We start from the raw sequence: 19,329 nt of genomic DNA, 5'->3' as shown, positions 1-19,329 counted from the left end.
ACCGTATCGGCATGGCACCCACCACCCACACCGTGACCAACCAGGTACCGCCGCTGGTCGGCTATGACGTCTTCGCGGCGGATCTCGCGCTTTCCGAGGCGGTACGGCGTCATCTGCCGGCCGAGCCGTCCGCCGCGGCCCTGACCGAACTCGGTGAGCTGGGCAGGGCCGCCGGTTCCGCGCAGGCCCAGGCGTGGGGCGCGCAGGCGAACGGGAATCCGCCGGTGCTGCGTTCCCACGACCGGTACGGGAACCGCATCGACGAGGTCGAGTTCCACCCGGCCTGGCATCGGCTGCTGGGGCACGCGGTCGGTGCCGGTCTGACCGACGCGTGGGGCAGGCCCGGCGGTCATGTGCGGCGGGCTGCCGGCTTCCTGGTGTGGACGCAGGCCGAGGCGGGCCACGGCTGTCCCCTGTCGATGACGCACGCGGCGGTGCCCGCGCTGCGCACCGATCCGGCGCTGGCCCGGGAGTGGGAGCCGCTGCTGACGTCGACGGTGTACGAGGAGGGGCTGCGGCCGCCCGCGGAGAAGGCCGGGGTGCTCTTCGGGATGGGCATGACGGAGAAGCAGGGCGGCACGGACCTGCGCTCCAGCACGACCCGGGCGCAGCCGCTGTCGGCGGCGGGCGAGTACCTGCTCACCGGGCACAAGTGGTTCTGCTCGGCGCCGATGTCCGACGCCTTCCTGGTGCTGGCGCAGGCACCGGGCGGCCTGACCTGCTTCCTGCTGCCTCGGGTGCTGCCGGACGGCACCCGCAACGCCTTCGCGATCCAGCGGCTGAAGGACAAGCTGGGCAACCGGTCGAACGCGTCGGCCGAGGTCGAGTTCGAGGGCACGTGGGCGCGCCGGGTCGGCGAGGAGGGGCGCGGGCTGCGGACCATCATGGAGATGGTGGCGGCGACCCGGCTGGACTGCGTGACCGGTTCGGCGGCTCTGATGCGGCAGGCGGCGGCGCAGGCGATCCACCACTGCGCGTACCGCGGCGTGTTCGGCGGGCCACTGATCGAGAAGCCGCTGATGCGCAACGTGCTGGCCGATCTGGCGCTGGAGTCGGAGGCGGCGACGGTGCTGGCCGTGCGGCTGGCCGCGGCGTACGACGCGGACACCGAGGACGAACGGGCGTTCCTGCGGATCGCCGTGCCCGCGGCGAAGTACTGGGTGACGAAGCGGTGCACGCCGATGGTGGCCGAGGCGCTGGAGTGCCTGGGCGGCAACGGGTACGTGGAGGAGTCCGGGATGCCCCGGCTGCTGCGGGAGGCGCCGCTCAACTCGATCTGGGAGGGCTCGGGGAACGTCCAGGCGCTCGATGTGCTGCGGGCGCTGCGGCGCGAGCCGTCGGCGCTGAACGCCTTCCTCCAGGAGGTCGGCCGGGCGCGCGGCGCGGATCACCGGCTGGACGGGGCGATCAAGGGCATGCTGACGGAGCTCGCCGATCTGGAAGGGATCGAGGCCCGGGCCCGTCGGCTGGTGGAGCGGATGGCGACGGTGCTCCAGGGTTCGCTGCTGGTGCGCTGGGCGCCGCCGGAGGTCGCCGACGCGTACTGCGCGTCACGGCTGGGCGGGGACCGGGGCTCGGCCTTCGGGACGCTGCCGCACAGTCTCGATCTGGCGACGGTGGTGGAACGGGCCCGTCCGGTCGAGCGGTAGCCGCCCCGGGCGGAGCCGCGGGGCCGTACGCGGGTGTCCCGGCGACGGGGGTGAAACGCGTGAGTCGGGTGCCCGGTTCACGCGTACGTGGGAGATGGCGCGTGCGGGCGCAGCGACGGGGGGTGGTGCTGCGCCGACACGGCACCACCCCCCATGCTGTGCACACCGACCGGCGGTGCACAGGCGCCGCCGCACGGTGTTCCGCCACTCTCGTACGGACCCGCACCCCCTCGCCAGAGTTGCAAAGGGTTGCAACCATTGTGTGGAGTGCGCGCTATCGGGCCCCCTGTCGGGGCAGGATGGGCCATCGGGCCGCTCTGGCGACTGGGGGAATGAGAGTGGAGACAAGTGCTGCCGAGGTGAGGCGCCCGGCCGTCCCGCGGCCGGCCCAGGCCCCGCGCCGGATCCGCCGTTCCGGGGAGCGGAAGCCGGGGGGCGAGGGCCCGCCGACCGCGCTCCGCGCCGAGATCGGCGCCTCGTGGGACCGGGTGCTGCGCAGCGGCCTCGATCCGGACCAGTCCACGGAGAGCGTGCTGCTGGAGGCGGACGAGGTCGAGCGCCGGCGCCGGACGTCGGCGCTGAACGAGGTGATGCCGCTGCTGAACGAGAGTCTGGTGTCGCTCGCGGACGCCGCCCAGCAGATCGTGGTGGTCACCGACGTGGAGGGCCGGGTGCTGTGGCGCCGGGGCAACCCGGGCGTGCTGCGCCGGGCGGACGGCATCTGTCTGGCGGAGGGCGCCGCCTGGGCGGAGGAGAGCACGGGGACGAACGCGATCGGTACGGCGCTCGTCTCGCGCGCGCCGGTCCAGGTCCATTCCTCGGAGCACTTCGTGCGCCGTCTGCACAACTGGACGTGCGCGGCGGCCCCGGTCCGCGATCCGAGGGACGGCCGGCTGATGGGGATCGTCGACATGAGCGGCCCGGCGTCCACCTTCCATCCGACCTCGCTGGTCCTGGTCGGCTCGGTGGCCAGGCTGGCGGAGAGCGAGCTCAGGAACCGGCACCTGCGGGCGATCGACCGGCTGCGTTCGGTGGCGGCGCCCTTGCTGTGCCGACTGGGCGGCCGGGCCGTGGCGGTGGACACCCACGGGTGGCTGGCGGCGGTGACCGGGATGCCTCCGGTGGAGCGGTTGCCGCTGCCCAAGTCGATGCGGCCGGGCCGGGTCTGGCTGCCGTCGCTCGGCATGTGCGAGGCGGAGCCGCTGCCCGGGGGCTGGCTGGTGAGGGCGACGGAAGGACCGGGGGACGGGCCGCGCCGACGGGTGGTGCTGGACCTGAGCCGACCGCACGGGCTCTCGGTCAGCGTGGTGGGCGCGGTGGACACCTGGACGCAGCGGCTGTCGCCGCGCCACGCGGAGCTGCTGTACGCGCTGGCGTCGCACCGCGAGGGCCGTACGGCGTCCGAACTGGCGGAGGACATCTTCGGCGACGCGACCCGGACGGTGACGGTACGGGCGGAGATCTCCCGGATCCGCCGCCATCTCGCGGAGGTCCTGGCGCACCGCCCGTACCGCTTCGGCGAGGGGGTCGAGGTGGAGGTGGTCCATCCGGAACAGCCGGCCGATCTGCTGCCGCGCTCGACGGCGCCGGTGGTGGTCAGGAGCCGTACGGCGTGAGCGGTGCCGGGCCGTGCGCACGGCCCGGGTTCCGGGCGGGGGCGGGTGTCACGGCCGGGGTCGGGGGCGCGGAGGGCCCGGTGGAGCCGTACGACGTGAGCGGGGGCGGGCGTGCGGCCCGGGCGGGGGCACGCCGTACGGGGCGGGCGGGGCGGGACCGGCTTGGGCGCGAGGCGTCCGGCATGGTTCCCTGGCAGCCATGAACAACCCCGCACGCCCCGCCGCCACCGACGGCCCCGCCGACTCCGGTGTCTCCCCCGCCACCGACGAGGTGACCATCTGGTCCCTGGAGCAGACCTCCCCGGACGACCTGCGCCCCGCCGCGCTCCCCGAGGGCGATGTGCGGATCGTACGGTCCGAGGTGCCGCTGCCCGAGTTCAGCCGGTTCCTGTACACGGCGGTCGGCGGCGACATCCGGTGGACGGACCGGCTCCCGATGACGTACGCGCAGTGGCAGGAGGCCCTGGAGCGGCCCGGGGCGGAGACCTGGGTGGCGTACGAGAACGGCACCCCCGCCGGATACATCGAACTGGACCCGCAGGACGACGGCGTGGTCGAGATCATGTACTTCGGGCTGATACCCGCCTTCCGGGGGCGCCGCATCGGCGGTCATCTGCTGTCGTACGGGGTCGCCCGCGCCTGGGACCTCGCGGAGCGCTGGCCGGAGCGGACGCCGACGAAGCGGGTGTGGCTGCACACGTGTTCCAAGGACGGTCCGCACGCCATGGACAACTATCTGCGGCGGGGATTCCGGCTGTTCGACACGAAGGTGGAGCGGGAGCCCGTGGTGGACACCCCCGGTCCGTGGCCGGGCGCGCAGCGGTAACGAGCGGCCGGGGCCACGACGGAATCGGCAGCGGGGCGGTGGCGCGACGGCACGGTGCCCGCGCGGGTGGGGATGGGGCCATCGCGGCCGTAACACCTGGCGTGCGCACCATGCCGGAGGAGACACCGTCTCGTATGGCAGGACTTTCACGTCCGCATCATGGACGGTAGTGGACTGGTCCGAGAAGGGCGTGCCAGGCTGCCATCATGCCCGGAACTGGAATCGCCTTGGTGAGTCGACGCCACGTCGACCTCGGCCGCATGTCCAGCGCCATCTGTCCGGCGAGCTGAGAGTCCCAGCACCGCCGCGTTCTCCCCCTTTTCCTTCTCCTCTGTGATTCCCCGCGCACCGCCGCGCCTCGATGCGAGTGTGCGGATCAGAGCCGCCCTCCTGCAGTCCCGAAGGACGTACTGTCATGGCCGCCACCCCGGATCAGCCCGCGACCACCATGCCCCGCCGCAAGGCCGGACGCCACCGTGGCGAGGGTCAGTGGGCCGTGGGGCACCACACGCCGCTCAACGGCAACGAGCAGTTCAAGAAGGACGACGACGGTCTCAATGTGCGGACACGCATTGAGACGATCTACGCCAAGCACGGATTCGACTCGATCGACCCCAACGACCTGCGCGGGCGCATGCGTTGGTGGGGTCTGTACACCCAGCGCAAGCCCGGGATCGACGGCGGCAAGACGGCGATCCTGGAGCCGGAGGAGCTGGACGACCGGTACTTCATGCTGCGGGTCAGGATCGACGGCGGCCGGCTGACCACCGCACAGCTGCGGGTGATCGGTGAGATCTCGCAGGAGTACGCCCGCGGCACCGCGGACATCACCGACCGGCAGAACGTCCAGCTGCACTGGATCCGCATCGAGGACGTCCCCGCGATCTGGGAGAAGCTGGAGGCCGTGGGGCTCTCCACCACCGAGGCGTGCGGCGACTGCCCCCGCGTGATCATCGGTTCCCCCGTGGCGGGCATCGCCGACGACGAGATCATCGATGGCACCCCGGCGGTCGACGAGATCCACGACCGCTACATCGGCAACAAGGAATTCTCCAACCTGCCGCGCAAGTTCAAGACCGCGATCTCCGGTTCGCCGGTGCAGGACGTGGTGCACGAGATCAACGACATCGCGTTCGTCGGTGTGGTCCATCCCGAGCACGGTCCGGGCTTCGACGTGTGGGTAGGCGGCGGGCTCTCCACCAACCCCCGGCTCGCCGAACGGCTGGGCGCCTGGGTGCCGCTCGACGAGGTCGCCGACGTTTGGGCCGGGGTCGTCGGCATCTTCCGCGACTACGGCTACCGTCGGCTGCGCAACCGCGCCCGGCTGAAGTTCCTGATGGCCGACTGGGGCCCCGCGAGGTTCCGCCAGGTGCTGGAGGACGAGTACCTGAAGCGTCCGCTGATCGACGGGCCCGCGCCCGAGCAGCCCAGCAGCCGCTGGCGCGACCACGTCGGGGTGCACCGGCAGCGGGACGGCCGCTTCTACGTCGGCTTCGCCCCCCGGGTCGGCCGCGTGGACGGTTCCACCCTGGCCAAGATCGCGGACCTGGCCGCCGCCCACGGTTCGGACCGGCTGCGCACCACCGTCGAGCAGAAGATGCTCGTCCTCGACGTGGCCGAGGACCGGGTGGACTCGCTGGTCGCCGGGCTGGAGGCGCTGGACTTCCAGGTGAAGCCGTCACCGTTCCGGCGCGGCACGATGGCCTGCACCGGCATCGAGTTCTGCAAGCTGGCGATCGTCGAGACGAAGGCGCGCGGCGCCTCGCTGATCGACGAACTGGAGCGCAGGCTCCCGGACTTCGACGAACCGCTCACCATCAACATCAACGGCTGCCCCAACGCCTGCGCCCGCATCCAGACCTCGGACATCGGCCTCAAGGGCCAACTGGTGCTCGACGCCGACGGCAACCAGGTGGAGGGCTACCAGGTGCACCTCGGCGGCGCCCTCGGCCTGGAGGCCGGGTTCGGCCGCAAGGTCCGCGGCCTGAAGGTCACTTCGGACGAACTGCCCGACTACGTCGAGCGCGTGCTCGTCCGTTTCCGGGAGGAGCGCGAGGAAGGCGAGCGGTTCGCCGCCTGGGCGGCGCGGGCGAGCGCGGAGTCGCTGTCATGAGCGGACGTGCCGCGCCGTTCCACTGCCCGTACTGCGGCGACGAGGACCTGCGCCCGCACGAGACCGGGCACGGCGCCTGGGAATGCGCTTCCTGCAATCGCGCGTTCCAGCTCAGGTTCCTGGGCCTGCTGACCCGGGGTCTTCAGCACAACGACGGTGAACGGGAGGCGACATGACGAGCAGTCAGCCACATGCGGGTGTTGAGGACGGAGACTTCGCCGACGCCCGGGACGCCGGGAACGGTGCCCCCGGGACCGAGGGCCTCAGACTCCTGGCGGAGCGGGCGGGCCGGGAGCTGGAGGACGCCTCCGCGCCGGAGATCCTGAAGTGGGCCGTCGACACCTTCGGCAAGAGGTTCTGCGTCACCTCCTCGATGGAGGACGCGGTCGTCGCCCACCTCGCCTCGCGCGTCCGTCCCGGCGTCGACGTGGTGTTCCTCGACACGGGCTACCACTTCCCCGAGACGATCGGCACCCGCGACGCGGTCGAGGCGGTGATGGACGTCAACGTCATCACGCTCACCCCGCGCCGAACGGTGGCCGAGCAGGACGCCGCGTACGGGCCGGGGCTGCACGACCGCGACCCCGACCTGTGCTGCCGGCTGCGCAAGGTCCAGCCCCTCCAGGAGGGCCTGACCGGGTACACGGCCTGGGCGACCGGGCTGCGCCGCGACGAGTCCCCCACCCGGGCGAACACCCCGGTGGTCGGCTGGGACGAGAAGCGGCGGAAGGTCAAGATCTCCCCGATCGCCCGCTGGACGCAGGACGACGTCGACGCGTACGTGACGGAGCACGGCGTCCTCACCAACCCGTTGCTGATGGACGGCTACGCCTCCGTCGGCTGCGCACCCTGCACGCGCAGGGTGCGGGCGGGCGAGGACGCCCGAGCCGGGCGCTGGGCCGGCCGGGGCAAGACCGAGTGCGGGCTGCACGGCTGATGACGGGCGGCGAAGGACCCGCCGAGGGGCGACGGACGGCGGCTGCGGGACGGCCGGCCGAGGAACGACTGATGACGACTGATCGGGAGACTTCGATGAGCGTGACGGAGACGGGAGCCACCATCTGGCTCACCGGTCTGCCGAGCGCGGGCAAGACCACCATCGCGTACGAGCTCGCCGGGCGGCTGCGTGGCGAGGGCCACCGTGTGGAGGTCCTCGACGGGGACGAGATCCGGGAGTTCCTCTCCGCCGGTCTCGGCTTCTCCCGCGAGGACCGCCACACCAACGTGCAGCGGATCGGCTTCGTCGCGGAGCTGCTGGCGGCCAACGGGGTGAAGGTACTGGTCCCGGTCATCGCCCCGTACGCGGACAGCCGGGACGCGGTGCGAAAGCGGCACCAGGCGGAGGGCACCCCGTACCTGGAGGTGCACGTGGCGACGCCGGTCGAGGTCTGCTCGCAGCGCGATGTGAAGGGCCTCTACGCCAAGCAGGCGGCGGGCGAGATCAGCGGGCTGACGGGGGTCGACGACCCGTACGAGGAGCCCGAGTCGCCGGACCTGCGGATCGAGTCGCACCGGCAGACCGTGCAGGAGTCCGCGGCGCGGCTGTACGCGCTGCTGAGCGAGAGGGGTGCGGCATGAGAGCCGTCGCGAACGTGTCGGAGGGCACCGACAGCCCGTACGCGCTCAGCCACCTGGACTCCCTGGAGTCGGAGGCGGTGCACATCTTCCGCGAGGTGGCGGGCGAGTTCGAGCGGCCGGTGGTCCTGTTCTCCGGCGGCAAGGACTCCATCGTGATGCTGCACCTGGCGCTCAAGGCCTTCGCGCCCGCGCCGGTGCCGTTCGCGCTGCTGCACGTCGACACGGGGCACAACTTTCCCGAGGTGCTGGAATACCGCGACCGCACCGTGGCCCGGCACGGGCTGCGGCTGCACATCGCCTCGGTGCAGGAGTACATCGACGCCGGGAAGCTGCGCGAGCGCCCGGACGGCACCCGCAACCCGCTCCAGACGGTGCCACTGACCGAGGCCATTCAGCAGAACCGTTTCGACTCGGTGTTCGGCGGCGGGCGCCGCGACGAGGAGAAGGCGCGCGCGAAGGAGCGGGTGTTCTCGCTGCGCGACGAGTTCTCCCAGTGGGACCCGCGCCGCCAGCGCCCCGAGCTGTGGCAGCTGTACAACGGCCGGCACGCCCCCGGCGAGCACGTCCGGGTCTTCCCGCTCTCCAACTGGACCGAGCTGGACGTCTGGCAGTACATCGCCCGGGAGGGCATCGAGCTGCCGGAGATCTACTTCGCGCACGAGCGCGAGGTCTTCAGCCGGTCCGGGATGTGGCTGACCGCGGGCGACTGGGGCGGCCCCAAGGAGGGCGAGCGGGTCGAGACCCGTCGGGTCCGCTACCGCACGGTCGGCGACATGTCGTGCACCGGCGCGGTCGACTCCGACGCCGTCACGCTCGACGCCGTGATCGCCGAGATCGCCGCCTCCCGGCTCACCGAACGGGGCGCGACGCGCGCCGACGACAAACTGTCCGAGGCCGCGATGGAAGACCGCAAGCGCGAGGGGTACTTCTAGATGACCATCACCAGCGACCAGTCGTCGGCCACCACCCTGCTGCGGTTCGCCACCGCCGGGTCCGTCGACGACGGCAAGTCCACCCTCGTCGGACGTCTGCTGCACGACTCCAAGTCGGTCCTGGCCGACCAGTTGGAGGCCGTCGAGCACGCCTCCCGCAACCGCGGCCAGCAGGCCCCCGACCTGGCACTGCTGACCGACGGGCTGCGGGCCGAGCGCGAGCAGGGCATCACCATCGACGTGGCGTACCGCTACTTCGCGACGCCGCGCCGCCGGTTCATCCTGGCCGACACCCCGGGGCATGTGCAGTACACCCGGAACATGGTGACGGGCGCCTCGACGGCCGAACTGGCCGTCGTCCTGGTCGACGCCCGCAACGGGGTCGTCGAGCAGACCCGCCGCCACGCCGCGGTCGCCGCGCTGCTGCGGGTGCCGCACGTGGTGCTGGCCGTCAACAAGATGGACCTGGTCGACTACGCGGAGCCGGTGTTCGCCGCGATCGCCGAGGAGTTCACCGCATACGCCGCGTCGCTGGGGGTGCCGGAGATCACCGCGATCCCGATCTCCGCGCTGGCCGGTGACAACGTGGTGGAGCCGTCCGCGCACATGGACTGGTACGGCGGGCCGACCGTGCTGGAGCACCTGGAGACGGTGCCGGTCAGCCATGACCTCACCGCCTGCAACGCCCGCTTCCCGGTGCAGTACGTCATCCGGCCGCAGACCGCCGAGCACCCCGACTACCGGGGCTACGCGGGCCAGATAGCGGCGGGCGCGTTCCGTGTCGGCGAGGCCGTGACCGTGCTGCCCTCGGGCCGTACGTCGACCGTCGGCGCCATCGACGCGCTCGGCGAGAGCGTGGACATCGCCTGGGCGCCGCAGTCCGTGACGCTGCGGCTGGCCGACGACATCGACATCTCGCGCGGCGACCTGATCGCCCCGTCGGCCGATGCCCCCGACGTGACCCAGGACGTCGAGGCGACCGTCTGCCACGTCGCCGACCGGCCGCTCGCCGTCGGACAGCGGGTGCTGCTCAAGCACACCACCCGCACGGTGAAGGCGATCGTCAAGGACATCCCCTCCCGCCTGACCCTGGACGACCTCTCCCAGCACCCGGCGCCGGGTCGCCTCGTCGCCAACGACATCGGCCGGGTCGTGATCCGCACGGCGGAGCCGCTCGCCCTCGACGCGTACGCGGACTCCCGGCGCACCGGCTCCTTCCTGCTGATCGACCCGGCCGACGGCACGACGCTGACGGCCGGGATGGCGGGCACCTCGTTCGCCGCCCCGTCCGGCGCCGGGGCCGAGGACACCGCCGACGACGCCGAATGGGACTTCTGATGGGCATCGACGTCCGCTCCGTGCCCGGGGACGTCCGCTCCGTGTTCGCGGACGTCTACGCCACGTTCGCGAAGGAGGGCGGCCGTGTCGGCAGCGGCGCACTCGGCAGTGGTCAGGGCGGGGTCGCACGATGTGCGCGGTGCGAGCGGTGTGCGCGATGCGCCCGATGACGTACGCCCGCCACTCGCGCCCCCGCGCGCACCGACCGTGCCCGCACGCGCACCGTACGCACGGCCGGTTCGTCCGCGCGTACGGCCGATTCATCCGGTTCAGCCGGCTCAGACGAAGACCCGCCGACTCCCGGCCGCGTCCCCCTGGATTCCGGGGGACATGAGCGCCGGGCCAACGAGAGGAACACCTCCCGTGCCTGCCCTCCGTACCACCGCGCGCCACCGACTGGCCGCCGTCACCGCCCTGCCGCTGCTCGCCCTCGCGCTCACCGGCTGCGGCTACGGCTCCGCGGCGAAGGACGACGACACGAAGAATCCGGCCGTCGCCGCCGGCGCGAAGAAGCTCTCCGTGGACACCGTACGGATCGGCTACTTCCCCAACCTCACGCACGCCACCGCCCTGGTGGGCGACCAGGAGGGCCTGTTCCAGAAGGAACTGGGCGGCACCACGCTCAGGACCTCGCAGTTCAACGCGGGCCCGTCCGAGATCGAGGCGCTGAACGCCGGATCGATCGACATCGGCTTCATCGGCCCCTCGCCGTCCATCAACGGATACACCAAGTCCAGGGGCAAGTCCCTGCGGATCATCGGTGGTTCGGCTTCCGGCGGGGTCAAGCTGGTCGTCGACCCGAAGAAGATCAGGACCCTGGACGACCTCAAGGGCAAGAAGATCGCCACCCCGCAGCTCGGCAACACCCAGGACGTGGCCTTCCTCAACTGGATCTCCGAGAAGGGCTGGAAGGTCGACGCCCAGAGCGGCAAGGGCGACGTGTCCGTGGTCCGCACGGACAACAAGGTGACGCCGGACGCCTTCAAGTCCGGTTCCATCGACGGCGCCTGGGTCCCCGAGCCCACCGCGTCCAAGCTCGTCGCCGAGGGCGCGAAGGAGCTGCTCGACGAGTCGTCGCTGTGGCCGGACGACAAGTTCGTGATCACCAACATCATCGTGTCGCAGAAGTTCCTCGCCGAGCACCCGGACGCCGTCGAGGCGGTGCTGCGCGGCTCGGTGAAGACCAACGAGTGGATCAACGCCGACCCGGACAGGGCGAAGGCGTCCGCGAACGCCGCGCTGGAGAAGCTGACCGGCAAGCCGCTGCCCGCCGAGATCCTCGACCCGGCGTGGAAGTCCATCCAGATCACCGACGACCCGCTGGCCGCCACGCTCGACGCACAGGCGGAGCACGCGGTGAAGGCCGGGCTGCTGGAGAAGCCCGACCTGAACGGCATCTACGACCTGGAGCCGCTGAACAAGGTCCTGAAGGCCGCGGGCAGGCCCGAGGTCTCCGACGCCGGTCTCGGCGTCAAGTAGCCCCACCCGAACCCGAACCCAGGTCCCGTCCCCGGGAGCCCGGAGTCGGATCCCCAGGAGGTGACGACCATGGCGACCACGCTCACCAGGGCCGACGACCGTGCCGCGGTCGGGCACGCCGCCCGCATCTCGCACGTGTCCAAGTCCTTCGGCGGACCGGAGGGACCGCAACTCGTCCTGGACGACATCTCGCTCGATGTCGCGCCCGGCGAGTTCGTCACCCTCCTGGGGGCTTCCGGTTGCGGAAAGTCGACGCTGCTCAATCTGGTGGCCGGGCTCGACCGCCCGACGACCGGTTCCATCGAGACCCCCGGCGGGCGGCCGGCCCTGATGTTCCAGGAGCACGCCCTGTTCCCGTGGCTGACCGCGGGCCGCAACATCGAACTCGCACTGCGCCTGCGCGGCGTGCCCAGGTCGAAGCGGCGGGCGGAGGCGGAGCGGCTGCTCGGACTCGTCCGGCTCGGCGGGGCGTACGAGAAGCGCGTGCACGAGCTATCGGGCGGCATGCGACAGCGCGTGGCGATGGCCCGCGCCCTCGCCCAGGACAGTCAACTGCTGCTGATGGACGAGCCGTTCGCCGCACTCGACGCCATCACCAGGGACGTGCTGCACGACGAACTGACCCGGATCTGGCGGGAGACGAACGTCTCGGTCCTCTTCGTCACCCACAACGTGCGCGAGGCGGTACGGCTCGCCCAGCGGGTCGTCCTGCTGTCCTCCCGCCCCGGCCGGATCGCCCGCGAGTGGACCGTCGGCATCGAGCAGCCGCGCCGCATCGAGGACAGCGCGGTCGCGGAACTGTCCGTCGAGATCACCGATCAACTGCGTGGGGAGATCCGCCGCCATGGCCAGCACTGACACCAAGCCCGACGACCTGGCGGGCCTGGAGGCCGGACTCGACGCCCTGGACGCCGTGCAGGAGCGCCGCACGCCCGTGCGCGAGGTGCTGCTGCGCAAGGTCCTGCCGCCGCTGCTGGCCGTGGCCCTGGTGCTCGTCGTCTGGCAGCTCCTCGTCCGGGCCCGGGTCACCGACGACTACAAGCTGCCGTCACCGGCGGCGGTCTGGCAGAGCGCGACCGACATGTGGCTCCAGGGAACGCTCCTGGACGTCATCTGGACCAGCGTCTCGCGCGGTCTGCTCGGCTTCCTGCTGGCCGTGGCGATCGGTACGCCGCTGGGCCTGCTGGTGGCCCGGGTCAAACCCGTGCGGGCGGCGATCGGCCCGATCCTGTCCGGGCTGCAGTCCCTGCCGTCGGTCGCCTGGGTGGCGCCCGCCGTGATCTGGCTCGGCCTGAACGACCGGATGATGTACGCGGTGATCCTGCTGGGCGCGGTGCCCTCGGTCGCCAACGGTCTGGTGTCGGGCGTCGACCAGGTGCCGCCGCTCTTCCTCAGGGCGGGCCGCACGCTCGGCGCGACGGGACTGCGCGGGACCCGGCACATCGTGCTGCCGGCGGCGCTGCCGGGTTACCTCGCCGGTCTCAAGCAGGGCTGGGCGTTCTCCTGGCGCTCGCTGATGGCCGCCGAGATCATCGCCTCCTCGCCCGATCTGGGCCTGGGACTCGGGCAGTTGCTGGAGAACGGCCGCAACAACGCGGACATGCCCGGCATCTTCCTCGCCATCATCCTGATCCTGTTCGTCGGCATCGCGATCGACCTGCTGATCTTCAGTCCGCTGGAGCGGCGGGTGCTGCGCGGCCGCGGTCTCCTCGTCAAGAACTGAGCCAGGCCATGCCCGCCCCGGTACTCCTCGTCATCGCCCACGGCAGCCGTGACCCGCGGCACGCGGCGACCGTGCACGCGCTCACCGCTCGGGCGCGGTCGCTGCGACCGGGGCTGCGTGTGGAGACCGGCTTCCTGGACTTCAACGCGCCCTCCGTGCCCAGGGTGCTGGAACGCCTGGCGGCGCAGGAAGCCGAGGACGCCGGTGACACCGTCGACGTCGTCGCGCTGCCGCTGCTGCTGACCCGGGCCTTCCACGCCAAGTCCGACATCCCCACGGTGCTGCACGAAGCCCGGACCCGGCTGCCCCGGCTGCGCGTCCGTCAGGCCGAGGTGCTCGGCCCGTCGCCGCTGCTGAACGCGGCGCTGGAACGTCGGCTGTGCGAGGCCGGGGTCCGCCCCGGCGACCGCGCCTCGACCGGGCTCGTCCTGGCCTCGGCGGGCTCCACCGACCCGGAGGCGATCGCAGTGATCGCTGAAATCGCGCGGGAGCTGCGGCACACCGGTTGGTGCGCCGTGCGGCCTGCGTTCGCCTCCGCCGCATCTCCCGCAGGGTTCCCCCGCACCGAGGACGCGGTACGGGCCCTACGGGCCGAGGGGGTACGGCGGGTGGCGGTGGCCCCGTACGTCGTCGCCCCCGGCCGGCTCCCCGACCGGATAGCGGCCGGCGCGGCCGACGCGGATGTGCTGGCCGACGTCCTGGGCCCGGCGCGGGAGTTGGCCCGCCTGCTGCTGCACCGCTACGACGAGGCCCGCGCCCCGGCCGCGCGAGCGGCGGCGCCGACCGGGCACGTGGCCGGGTTCGCGCGGACGGGCACGCTCAGCGCGTAACCGTTCCCGGACGGTCTCCGCGGCCGGGCAACGCCGGACCGGCTCGCGACCGGACGCGCTCGGTCCGACCGGGGCACCCCGCGACCGCGGCACCGCCGGACCGGACGGACGGCATCCGCACGCGCCCCCACGCCGTCCGGCCGTCGGACGGACGGCTCCGGACCGCCGCCCCCGGCGAGCACGCCTCACAGCCCGCGCGGCAGGTCAGTGCGGCATGGCGGAGAGGGCCGTGTCGATCGTGGTGACCTGCGCGGGCTCGACCACCATCAGCACCACGCTTCCCTCGCGCACATCGGCCTCGGCCACCGGGCGGAAGCCTCCGGCGGCGTAACGCTCCCGGGCGGCGGTGTCCTCGACGGGCGGAGCCGCCGTGATGCGGCGGCAGGACGGATCGGCCGCGAAGAGGGCCGCGACCAGGGAGCGGAGCAGCCCCGCGGTGTCCCGGCCGTCGCCGGACACCGGGTTCCGCGGCTCCGTGATGTCGAGTTCCAGCAGCAGATCGTGCGCGCCGACCGGGTAGCAGCCGCGCAGCGGATGGTGCAGCACCCGGTGGATCGTCACGCGGACGACCGGGCCGCCGTCCTGGCCGCTGCTCGCCGTGCAGGTGCGGACGGCGCCCGCCGGAGCCGCGCCGAACGGGACGGTGGCCCCGGTGGCGGGAGCGGACCCGGCAGGACGCAGGGTCCATCCGGAGACGTGGCCGGGGAGGGCCGGCACGGGCAGCGGGTGGTGGCCGACGGTGGTGAGCTTCATGGCGGCGACCCTTCGTGATGGGGGATCCCGGCAGGCGGTGGGACGGGGACTGCGATCGGTCCGGGGACCGGAGCGTGCGGCGGACCGGGCCGGGGAACGGCCGCCCGGCCTCCGGCCGGAGGGTTCGGCACCGGCCGGTGGGGACGGCCGTCGGCCGGGGAGACGGGCGGTCCGACCGGCCCGGCGGAGAGCGGCCGGGCCGGTCAGCCGGTGGTCGGCCCGGTGTCGGTCACGATGTCCCGCACCCGGCTCTTGACCAGCTTGCCGCTCGCGTTGCGCGGCAGTTCGGGGGCGAGGACCAGGCGGGTGGGCAGCTTGTAGCGGGCGAGCCGGCCGGAACCGAAGTCGCGCACCTCCTGGAGGGTCGGCTCGACCCCCGGCTCGCAGGTGAGGACGGCGACGACGGTCTCGCCCCACTTCGGGTGGGGAATGCCGACGACCGCCACCTCGTGGACTCCGGGGAAGGCGCTCAGCACCCGCTCGACCTCGGCGGGATAGACGTTCTCGCCACCGCTGATGATCATGTCCTTGAGCCGGTCGACGACGTAGTAGTGGCCGTCCTCGTCGCGGTATCCGACATCGCCGCTGTGGAACCAGCCCGCGTCGTCGAACGCCTCCCGGGTCGCCCGGTGGTTGTTCCAGTAGCCGGCGACGACGTTCGGGCCGCGCACGCAGATCTCGCCGCGCACATGCGGCTCCTCGATGACGGTGCCCCGGCCCGGGACCATCAGGCAGACCTCGGTGTACGGCATGGGCAGACCGGCGGACCCGGTCTTCTCCAGGGTGCGCGCGGCAGGCAGATACGTGGCGAACGGCGCCGTCTCGGTCAGGCCCCATGCCTGCTGCAGCAGCACACCGTGCGACTCCGCGTAGTCCCGGATGAGCTGGGGCGGCACGGCGGCGCCCGCCACGATCACCGCGCGCAGCGCGGACAGATCGGCCTCCTTGAACCCCGGTGCGCGGGTGAGCGCCGCGAACATGGCCGGGACCGCGAAAACGCTGGTGACCCGGTGCGCCACCAGGTCGGCCAGGCACTGCTCGGGATCGAAGTGGCGGCGTACGACGACGACACCGCCGCGGGTCAGCGTGCGCAGCGTGAGGGCGTTGAGCCCGCCGATGTGGAAGAGCGGGGCCACGGCCAGGTTCACGTCGTCGGGCCGGGTGTCGACCATGGTGTCGACGTTCACCGCGTTCCACCACAGATTGCCGTGGGTGAGCATGACCCCCTTGGGCCGGCCGGTGGTCCCCGACGTGTACATCAGCGCGGCCAGGTCGTCGTCCCGCACCGGGACCGCGCTCTGCGGCGTCGTGTCGGTGGAGAGCACCTCGGACAGCGGGGTCCACACGGCGGGCGGGGCGGGGGCCGCGGGGCAGGAAGGGTCGGTGTCGACGAGGACCGGCCGGCGGACCGGGACCTCGGCGAGGATCGACTCCGCCAGGGACCGGTGGCTCTCCTCGGCGATCAGCGTGTGCGTTCCCGAGTCGGCGAGGATGTGCCGTACCTCGTCGGCGGCCAGCCGGTGGTTGACCGGCACGAACACCGCGCCGATATGGGTGGCTGCCAGCAGCGTCTCCAGCAGCGTCGCGCTGTTGAGACCCAGGAACGCCACGCGGTCGCCGCGCCGCACGCCGAGGGCGGCGAGCCCGGCGGCGAGCCTGCCCGTGGTCGCGGCGAGGGCGCCGGCCGTGATGGTCCGGCCCTCGTAGACGAGAGCGGGGGCGGCTGAGTCGTACCGCGCTCTGCGCTGCACGGCGGCAGCAGGACTGATGTCGACCATGACCCGAGCGGCTCCTTCGGTGACTGTCGGCTGTGGCGGTGGAGGGGAGAGCTGTGTCGGTGGGGCTGAGGCGGTCGGGGAGACGGCGGGGGCGACCGGTCAGAGACCGGCGCCGCCGGCCGCGGTGCGGAAGCCGCGTACGGCGATGCCGCCGTCCACGGGGACCACGGCCCCGGTGATGTTGCCGCTGTTGCGGCGGGAAGCCAGAAGGACGTACGTCCCGGTGAAGTCCTCCGGCTCCACGCTCGCCTCGTACAGCGGCACGTTCGGGCGTTCGCCCGCCGCCTCGGCGCGGGCGAACGAGTCCTCGATCCTGCGCTCGTCGAGACCGAGGCTCTCCGGGCCCCGCAGCTGCGTGCGCATGCCGCCGCAGGCGACACCATTGACCCGGACCCTGGGGGCGAGTTCGTACGCGAACTCCCGGACCAGACCGAGGCAGGCGTGCTTGCTCGCCGTGTAGACGGGGCCGCCGCCGTTGGTGTGGAAGGAGGAGTTGGAGAGAGTCATGATGATGCTGCCCCGGGTCGATACCAGCTCGCGCCAGGCCGCCTCCACTGCGAGCAGATAGCCCTTGACGTTGACGGCGAAGACCTCGTCGAACGCCTCCGCCAGCTCCTCGCCCGTGAGCCGCGTGAGACTGCGGTGGTAGTCCCAGATCCCGGCGTTGGGAACCAGGATGTCGAGCTTCCCGAACCGCTCGACGGTGGCGGCGACCGCCGCGTGCAGGTCTTGCGTCGAGCGTACGTCACCGGTGAGGGCGAGCACCCGGTCGGCGTGTTCGCCCGCGGCCTCGGCCAGTACCTTCAGCTGCTCGGCGTCCCGGTCGAGCACCGCGACACCGGCGCCCTCGGCGAGGTACCGCAGCGCGACGGCGCGCCCGAGGCCGCCGGCGCCACCGGTGATCAGGGCGACGTCGCCGTCGAGCCAGCCGGCGGACGGTTCCGTGGTGGCGGGGTGTGCCGGGGTGGTCATGGCTCAGCGCTCCTGGAGGAAGTCGTTGACGAGCCGCTCGAACTCGGCCTGCCGCTCCAGCTGCACCCAGTGGCCGCAGCCTCCGAACACGTGCAGCTGGACATCGCGGATCTGCTTGAGCATGAGCTGGGCGCCGTCGAGGGTGATGGTGCGGTCGTCACGTCCCCAGAGCAGCAGCGTCGGAGCCTTGATCCGGTGCACGTCGCGCCAGAGCGGGTCCATGCCGTGCCGCTTGCCGAAGGCCGCGTTGTAGCGGTGGTAGAACTCGATGTGGCTCGCGTCGAGGGAGGCCTCGTACCGGGCCTGGACCGTGTCCTCCCAGCGCTTGGGCTCGGCCGTCATGACACGGATGAAGTCCCGCATCTTCTTCACGGTCGGGCCCTCGCCGTTGTAGTAGCGGAACATCGCCTTCTGGCCCTCGGTGGGGGTCGGGCCGAACGGCAGCCAGCCGCCGCCGGGCGCCATCAGGACCAGCTTCTCGACCCGCTCGGGCGCCGCGAGGGCGGTGGCGATCGCGGCCGCGCCGCCGAGGCTGTTGCCCAGCAGGTGGAACCGTTCGACGCCGAGGGCGTCGAGGGCCTGCAGGAGCGCGTCCACGGTGATCTCGGTAATGGAGCGGGCGTCCAGATCCGCCTCGGACGGCCGGTAGCTGCCGCCGAAGCCCGGCTGGTCGGGCAGGAGGATCCGGTGGTGCGGGGCGAGCGCGGGGAGGTTCTGCCGGTAGTTGGCGAGACCGGTGGCGCCCGGGCCGCCGCCGTGCAGCATCACCAGGACGGGGCCCTGCCCGGCCTCACTGACCGAGATCGTGCCCAGGGACGTCTGGACGGTGTGTTCGGTGATCTCGGGCTCTACGGCGTCGGGTGTACGGACGGACGTCACGGGAACTCCACGGGGATGCGGGGCCGGCGGGGTGGGATTGCCGGTCGGTACGGGGGCAGGAACGGCGGGCGGTCGTTGCCGCGGGTGCGGGAACGGCGGTCGCCACGCGCGTCCCGGGCGTCGCACGGCGGGCGGCGGTCGGAGATCGGGCCCGGCGTGCGGCAGGAGGGGCGGGCGGTCAGAGGAACGTGCTGATGTTCTTGGCGAGCAGCACGTTCTGGTCGAGGAGGATGTGGCGGCGGGCGATCAGCAGCCTCCCGTCCTCCCCGCGGCGCAGCAGGTCCGTGCGGCCGCCCGCGTACACGTCGACCTCGCGCTCCAGCCGGTTGCGGTAGACCAGGAAATCGGACTCGGCGACGTACGTGCCCGGTTCGTCACCGAAGCGCACGGCGACGTTGGTGATCAGGTGCCGGGTGCGCGACGGCGGGTCCTCGGCCCAGGCCATGCCGGAGTCGAACCGCCGGATGCGCCAGGCGAGGCTCGCCCTGGTCTCGTCGAAGACGGCGACCTCGCCCGGGGCGCCGTCGGCGAGCGACTGCTGGCGCCGCAGCCGGTTGGTCCGTACCGGCGCCCAGTAGTGCAGGTCCTCGGCGAGCAGCTCCAGCCAGTCGGCGTAGCGGTGCTGGTCGAGCAGTTGGGCTTCCAGTGTGTAGAAACGCTGCACCTCGAAGTGGAGCAGCATGTCGTCCAGCGCCGCACCTCGAGCGGGGGCGGCGGAGTCCTGGGTGTGGATGCTCATGGATCCTCCTAAGGGCTGTCCCGTAATCCGGTGGCGGATCAGCGCGCGGCGTCAGATGTGGTGCATCGCAAGACGGAGGGGCGCCCGCATACGGGACGTATGTGGGCGTTCCGACAACGCGGCG

19 protein-coding genes are annotated in these 19,329 nt (G+C 72.3%); 14 read left to right on the top strand and 5 right to left on the bottom strand.

The annotated features are described in order from the left end of the window. Positions 1-11 precede the first annotated feature (11 nt). The 14 genes from ACFYY6_RS11375 (at position 12) to ACFYY6_RS11310 (ending at position 14,084) form a co-directional block, all read left to right on the top strand. Entirely contained in the window at positions 12-1,649 is a 1,638-nt protein-coding gene (locus tag ACFYY6_RS11375) for an acyl-CoA dehydrogenase family protein (RefSeq protein ID WP_351521300.1), read from the top strand. Positions 1,650-1,981: 332 nt separating this feature from the next. Further along, the gene (locus ACFYY6_RS11370; protein WP_388650973.1) at positions 1,982-3,265 is read left to right on the top strand and encodes a GAF domain-containing protein; all 1,284 of its coding nucleotides are present in this window, start codon (positions 1,982-1,984) and stop codon (positions 3,263-3,265) included. Between the two features lie 199 nt (positions 3,266-3,464). Continuing rightward, positions 3,465-4,091, top strand: a complete 627-nt coding sequence (locus ACFYY6_RS11365) for a GNAT family N-acetyltransferase (protein ID WP_351633944.1) — start codon at positions 3,465-3,467, stop codon at positions 4,089-4,091. A gap of 206 nt (positions 4,092-4,297) precedes the next feature. Then, complete coding sequence (locus tag ACFYY6_RS11360) at positions 4,298-4,381, top strand: putative leader peptide (protein ID WP_310739661.1); 84 nt, start codon at positions 4,298-4,300, stop codon at positions 4,379-4,381. A 125-nt stretch (positions 4,382-4,506) separates the two neighbouring features. After that, positions 4,507-6,204: a nitrite/sulfite reductase gene (locus ACFYY6_RS11355; RefSeq protein WP_389192789.1), complete on the top strand. Its 1,698-nt coding sequence runs from the start codon at positions 4,507-4,509 to the stop codon at positions 6,202-6,204. Continuing rightward, positions 6,201-6,380, top strand: coding sequence for a hypothetical protein (locus tag ACFYY6_RS11350; RefSeq protein ID WP_389192786.1), 180 nt, complete (start codon positions 6,201-6,203; stop codon positions 6,378-6,380). The genes ACFYY6_RS11355 and ACFYY6_RS11350 overlap by 4 nt, the downstream gene beginning before the upstream one ends. Further along, complete coding sequence (locus tag ACFYY6_RS11345; protein ID WP_351521306.1) at positions 6,377-7,141, top strand: phosphoadenylyl-sulfate reductase; 765 nt, start codon at positions 6,377-6,379, stop codon at positions 7,139-7,141. Before ACFYY6_RS11350 ends, ACFYY6_RS11345 begins: the two co-directional genes overlap by 4 nt. Before the next feature lie 95 nt (positions 7,142-7,236). Beyond that, positions 7,237-7,782: an adenylyl-sulfate kinase gene (gene cysC / locus ACFYY6_RS11340; RefSeq protein WP_073785254.1), complete on the top strand. Its 546-nt coding sequence runs from the start codon at positions 7,237-7,239 to the stop codon at positions 7,780-7,782. Beyond that, a complete protein-coding gene (gene cysD, locus ACFYY6_RS11335) occupies positions 7,779-8,714 on the top strand; it encodes a sulfate adenylyltransferase subunit CysD (RefSeq protein ID WP_351521307.1) in 936 nt (311 codons plus the stop codon). Before cysC ends, cysD begins: the two co-directional genes overlap by 4 nt. Further along, positions 8,715-10,052, top strand: coding sequence for a GTP-binding protein (locus ACFYY6_RS11330; protein WP_351633936.1), 1,338 nt, complete (start codon positions 8,715-8,717; stop codon positions 10,050-10,052). Positions 10,053-10,415: 363 nt separating this feature from the next. After that, positions 10,416-11,531 carry an aliphatic sulfonate ABC transporter substrate-binding protein gene (locus ACFYY6_RS11325; RefSeq protein ID WP_389192783.1) on the top strand — a complete coding sequence of 372 codons (1,116 nt, stop codon included), beginning with the start codon at positions 10,416-10,418 and terminating at the stop codon, positions 11,529-11,531. Positions 11,532-11,600: 69 nt separating this feature from the next. Further along, positions 11,601-12,389 carry an ABC transporter ATP-binding protein gene (locus ACFYY6_RS11320; RefSeq protein ID WP_351521311.1) on the top strand — a complete coding sequence of 263 codons (789 nt, stop codon included), beginning with the start codon at positions 11,601-11,603 and terminating at the stop codon, positions 12,387-12,389. Continuing rightward, positions 12,376-13,254 carry an ABC transporter permease gene (locus tag ACFYY6_RS11315; protein WP_351521312.1) on the top strand — a complete coding sequence of 293 codons (879 nt, stop codon included), beginning with the start codon at positions 12,376-12,378 and terminating at the stop codon, positions 13,252-13,254. Before ACFYY6_RS11320 ends, ACFYY6_RS11315 begins: the two co-directional genes overlap by 14 nt. Positions 13,255-13,262: 8 nt before the next feature. Next, positions 13,263-14,084, top strand: a complete 822-nt coding sequence (locus ACFYY6_RS11310; RefSeq protein WP_386608968.1) for a sirohydrochlorin chelatase — start codon at positions 13,263-13,265, stop codon at positions 14,082-14,084. 204 nt (positions 14,085-14,288) lie between these two features. Here ACFYY6_RS11310 and ACFYY6_RS11305 read toward each other — a convergent pair whose 3' ends face one another. The 5 genes from ACFYY6_RS11305 to ACFYY6_RS11285 all read right to left on the bottom strand — a co-directional run bounded on the left by ACFYY6_RS11305 (position 14,289) and on the right by ACFYY6_RS11285 (position 19,205). Next, a complete protein-coding gene (locus ACFYY6_RS11305; RefSeq protein ID WP_351633925.1) occupies positions 14,289-14,837 on the bottom strand; it encodes a GNAT family N-acetyltransferase in 549 nt (182 codons plus the stop codon). Positions 14,838-15,040: 203 nt separating this feature from the next. Continuing rightward, positions 15,041-16,615 (bottom strand): long-chain fatty acid--CoA ligase, encoded by a 1,575-nt coding sequence (locus tag ACFYY6_RS11300; protein WP_351633922.1) that lies wholly within the window; start codon positions 16,613-16,615, stop codon positions 15,041-15,043. 99 nt (positions 16,616-16,714) lie between these two features. Further along, positions 16,715-17,587, bottom strand: coding sequence for a 3-(cis-5,6-dihydroxycyclohexa-1,3-dien-1-yl)propanoate dehydrogenase (gene hcaB, locus ACFYY6_RS11295; RefSeq protein ID WP_351633919.1), 873 nt, complete (start codon positions 17,585-17,587; stop codon positions 16,715-16,717). 3 nt (positions 17,588-17,590) lie between these two features. Then, entirely contained in the window at positions 17,591-18,466 is an 876-nt protein-coding gene (locus ACFYY6_RS11290) for an alpha/beta fold hydrolase (RefSeq protein WP_351521320.1), read from the bottom strand. A 178-nt stretch (positions 18,467-18,644) separates the two neighbouring features. Beyond that, a complete protein-coding gene (locus tag ACFYY6_RS11285; protein ID WP_351521322.1) occupies positions 18,645-19,205 on the bottom strand; it encodes a 3-phenylpropionate/cinnamic acid dioxygenase subunit beta in 561 nt (186 codons plus the stop codon). Between the last annotated feature and the right edge of the window lie 124 nt (positions 19,206-19,329).

Origin of the sequence: Streptomyces sp. NPDC001750, from assembly GCF_042892615.1 — a bacterium.
GTDB lineage: Bacteria > Actinomycetota > Actinomycetes > Streptomycetales > Streptomycetaceae > Streptomyces.
The sequence above is the reverse complement of the archived record's forward strand: the minus strand, read 5'-3'. Positions and strand labels throughout refer to the sequence as shown.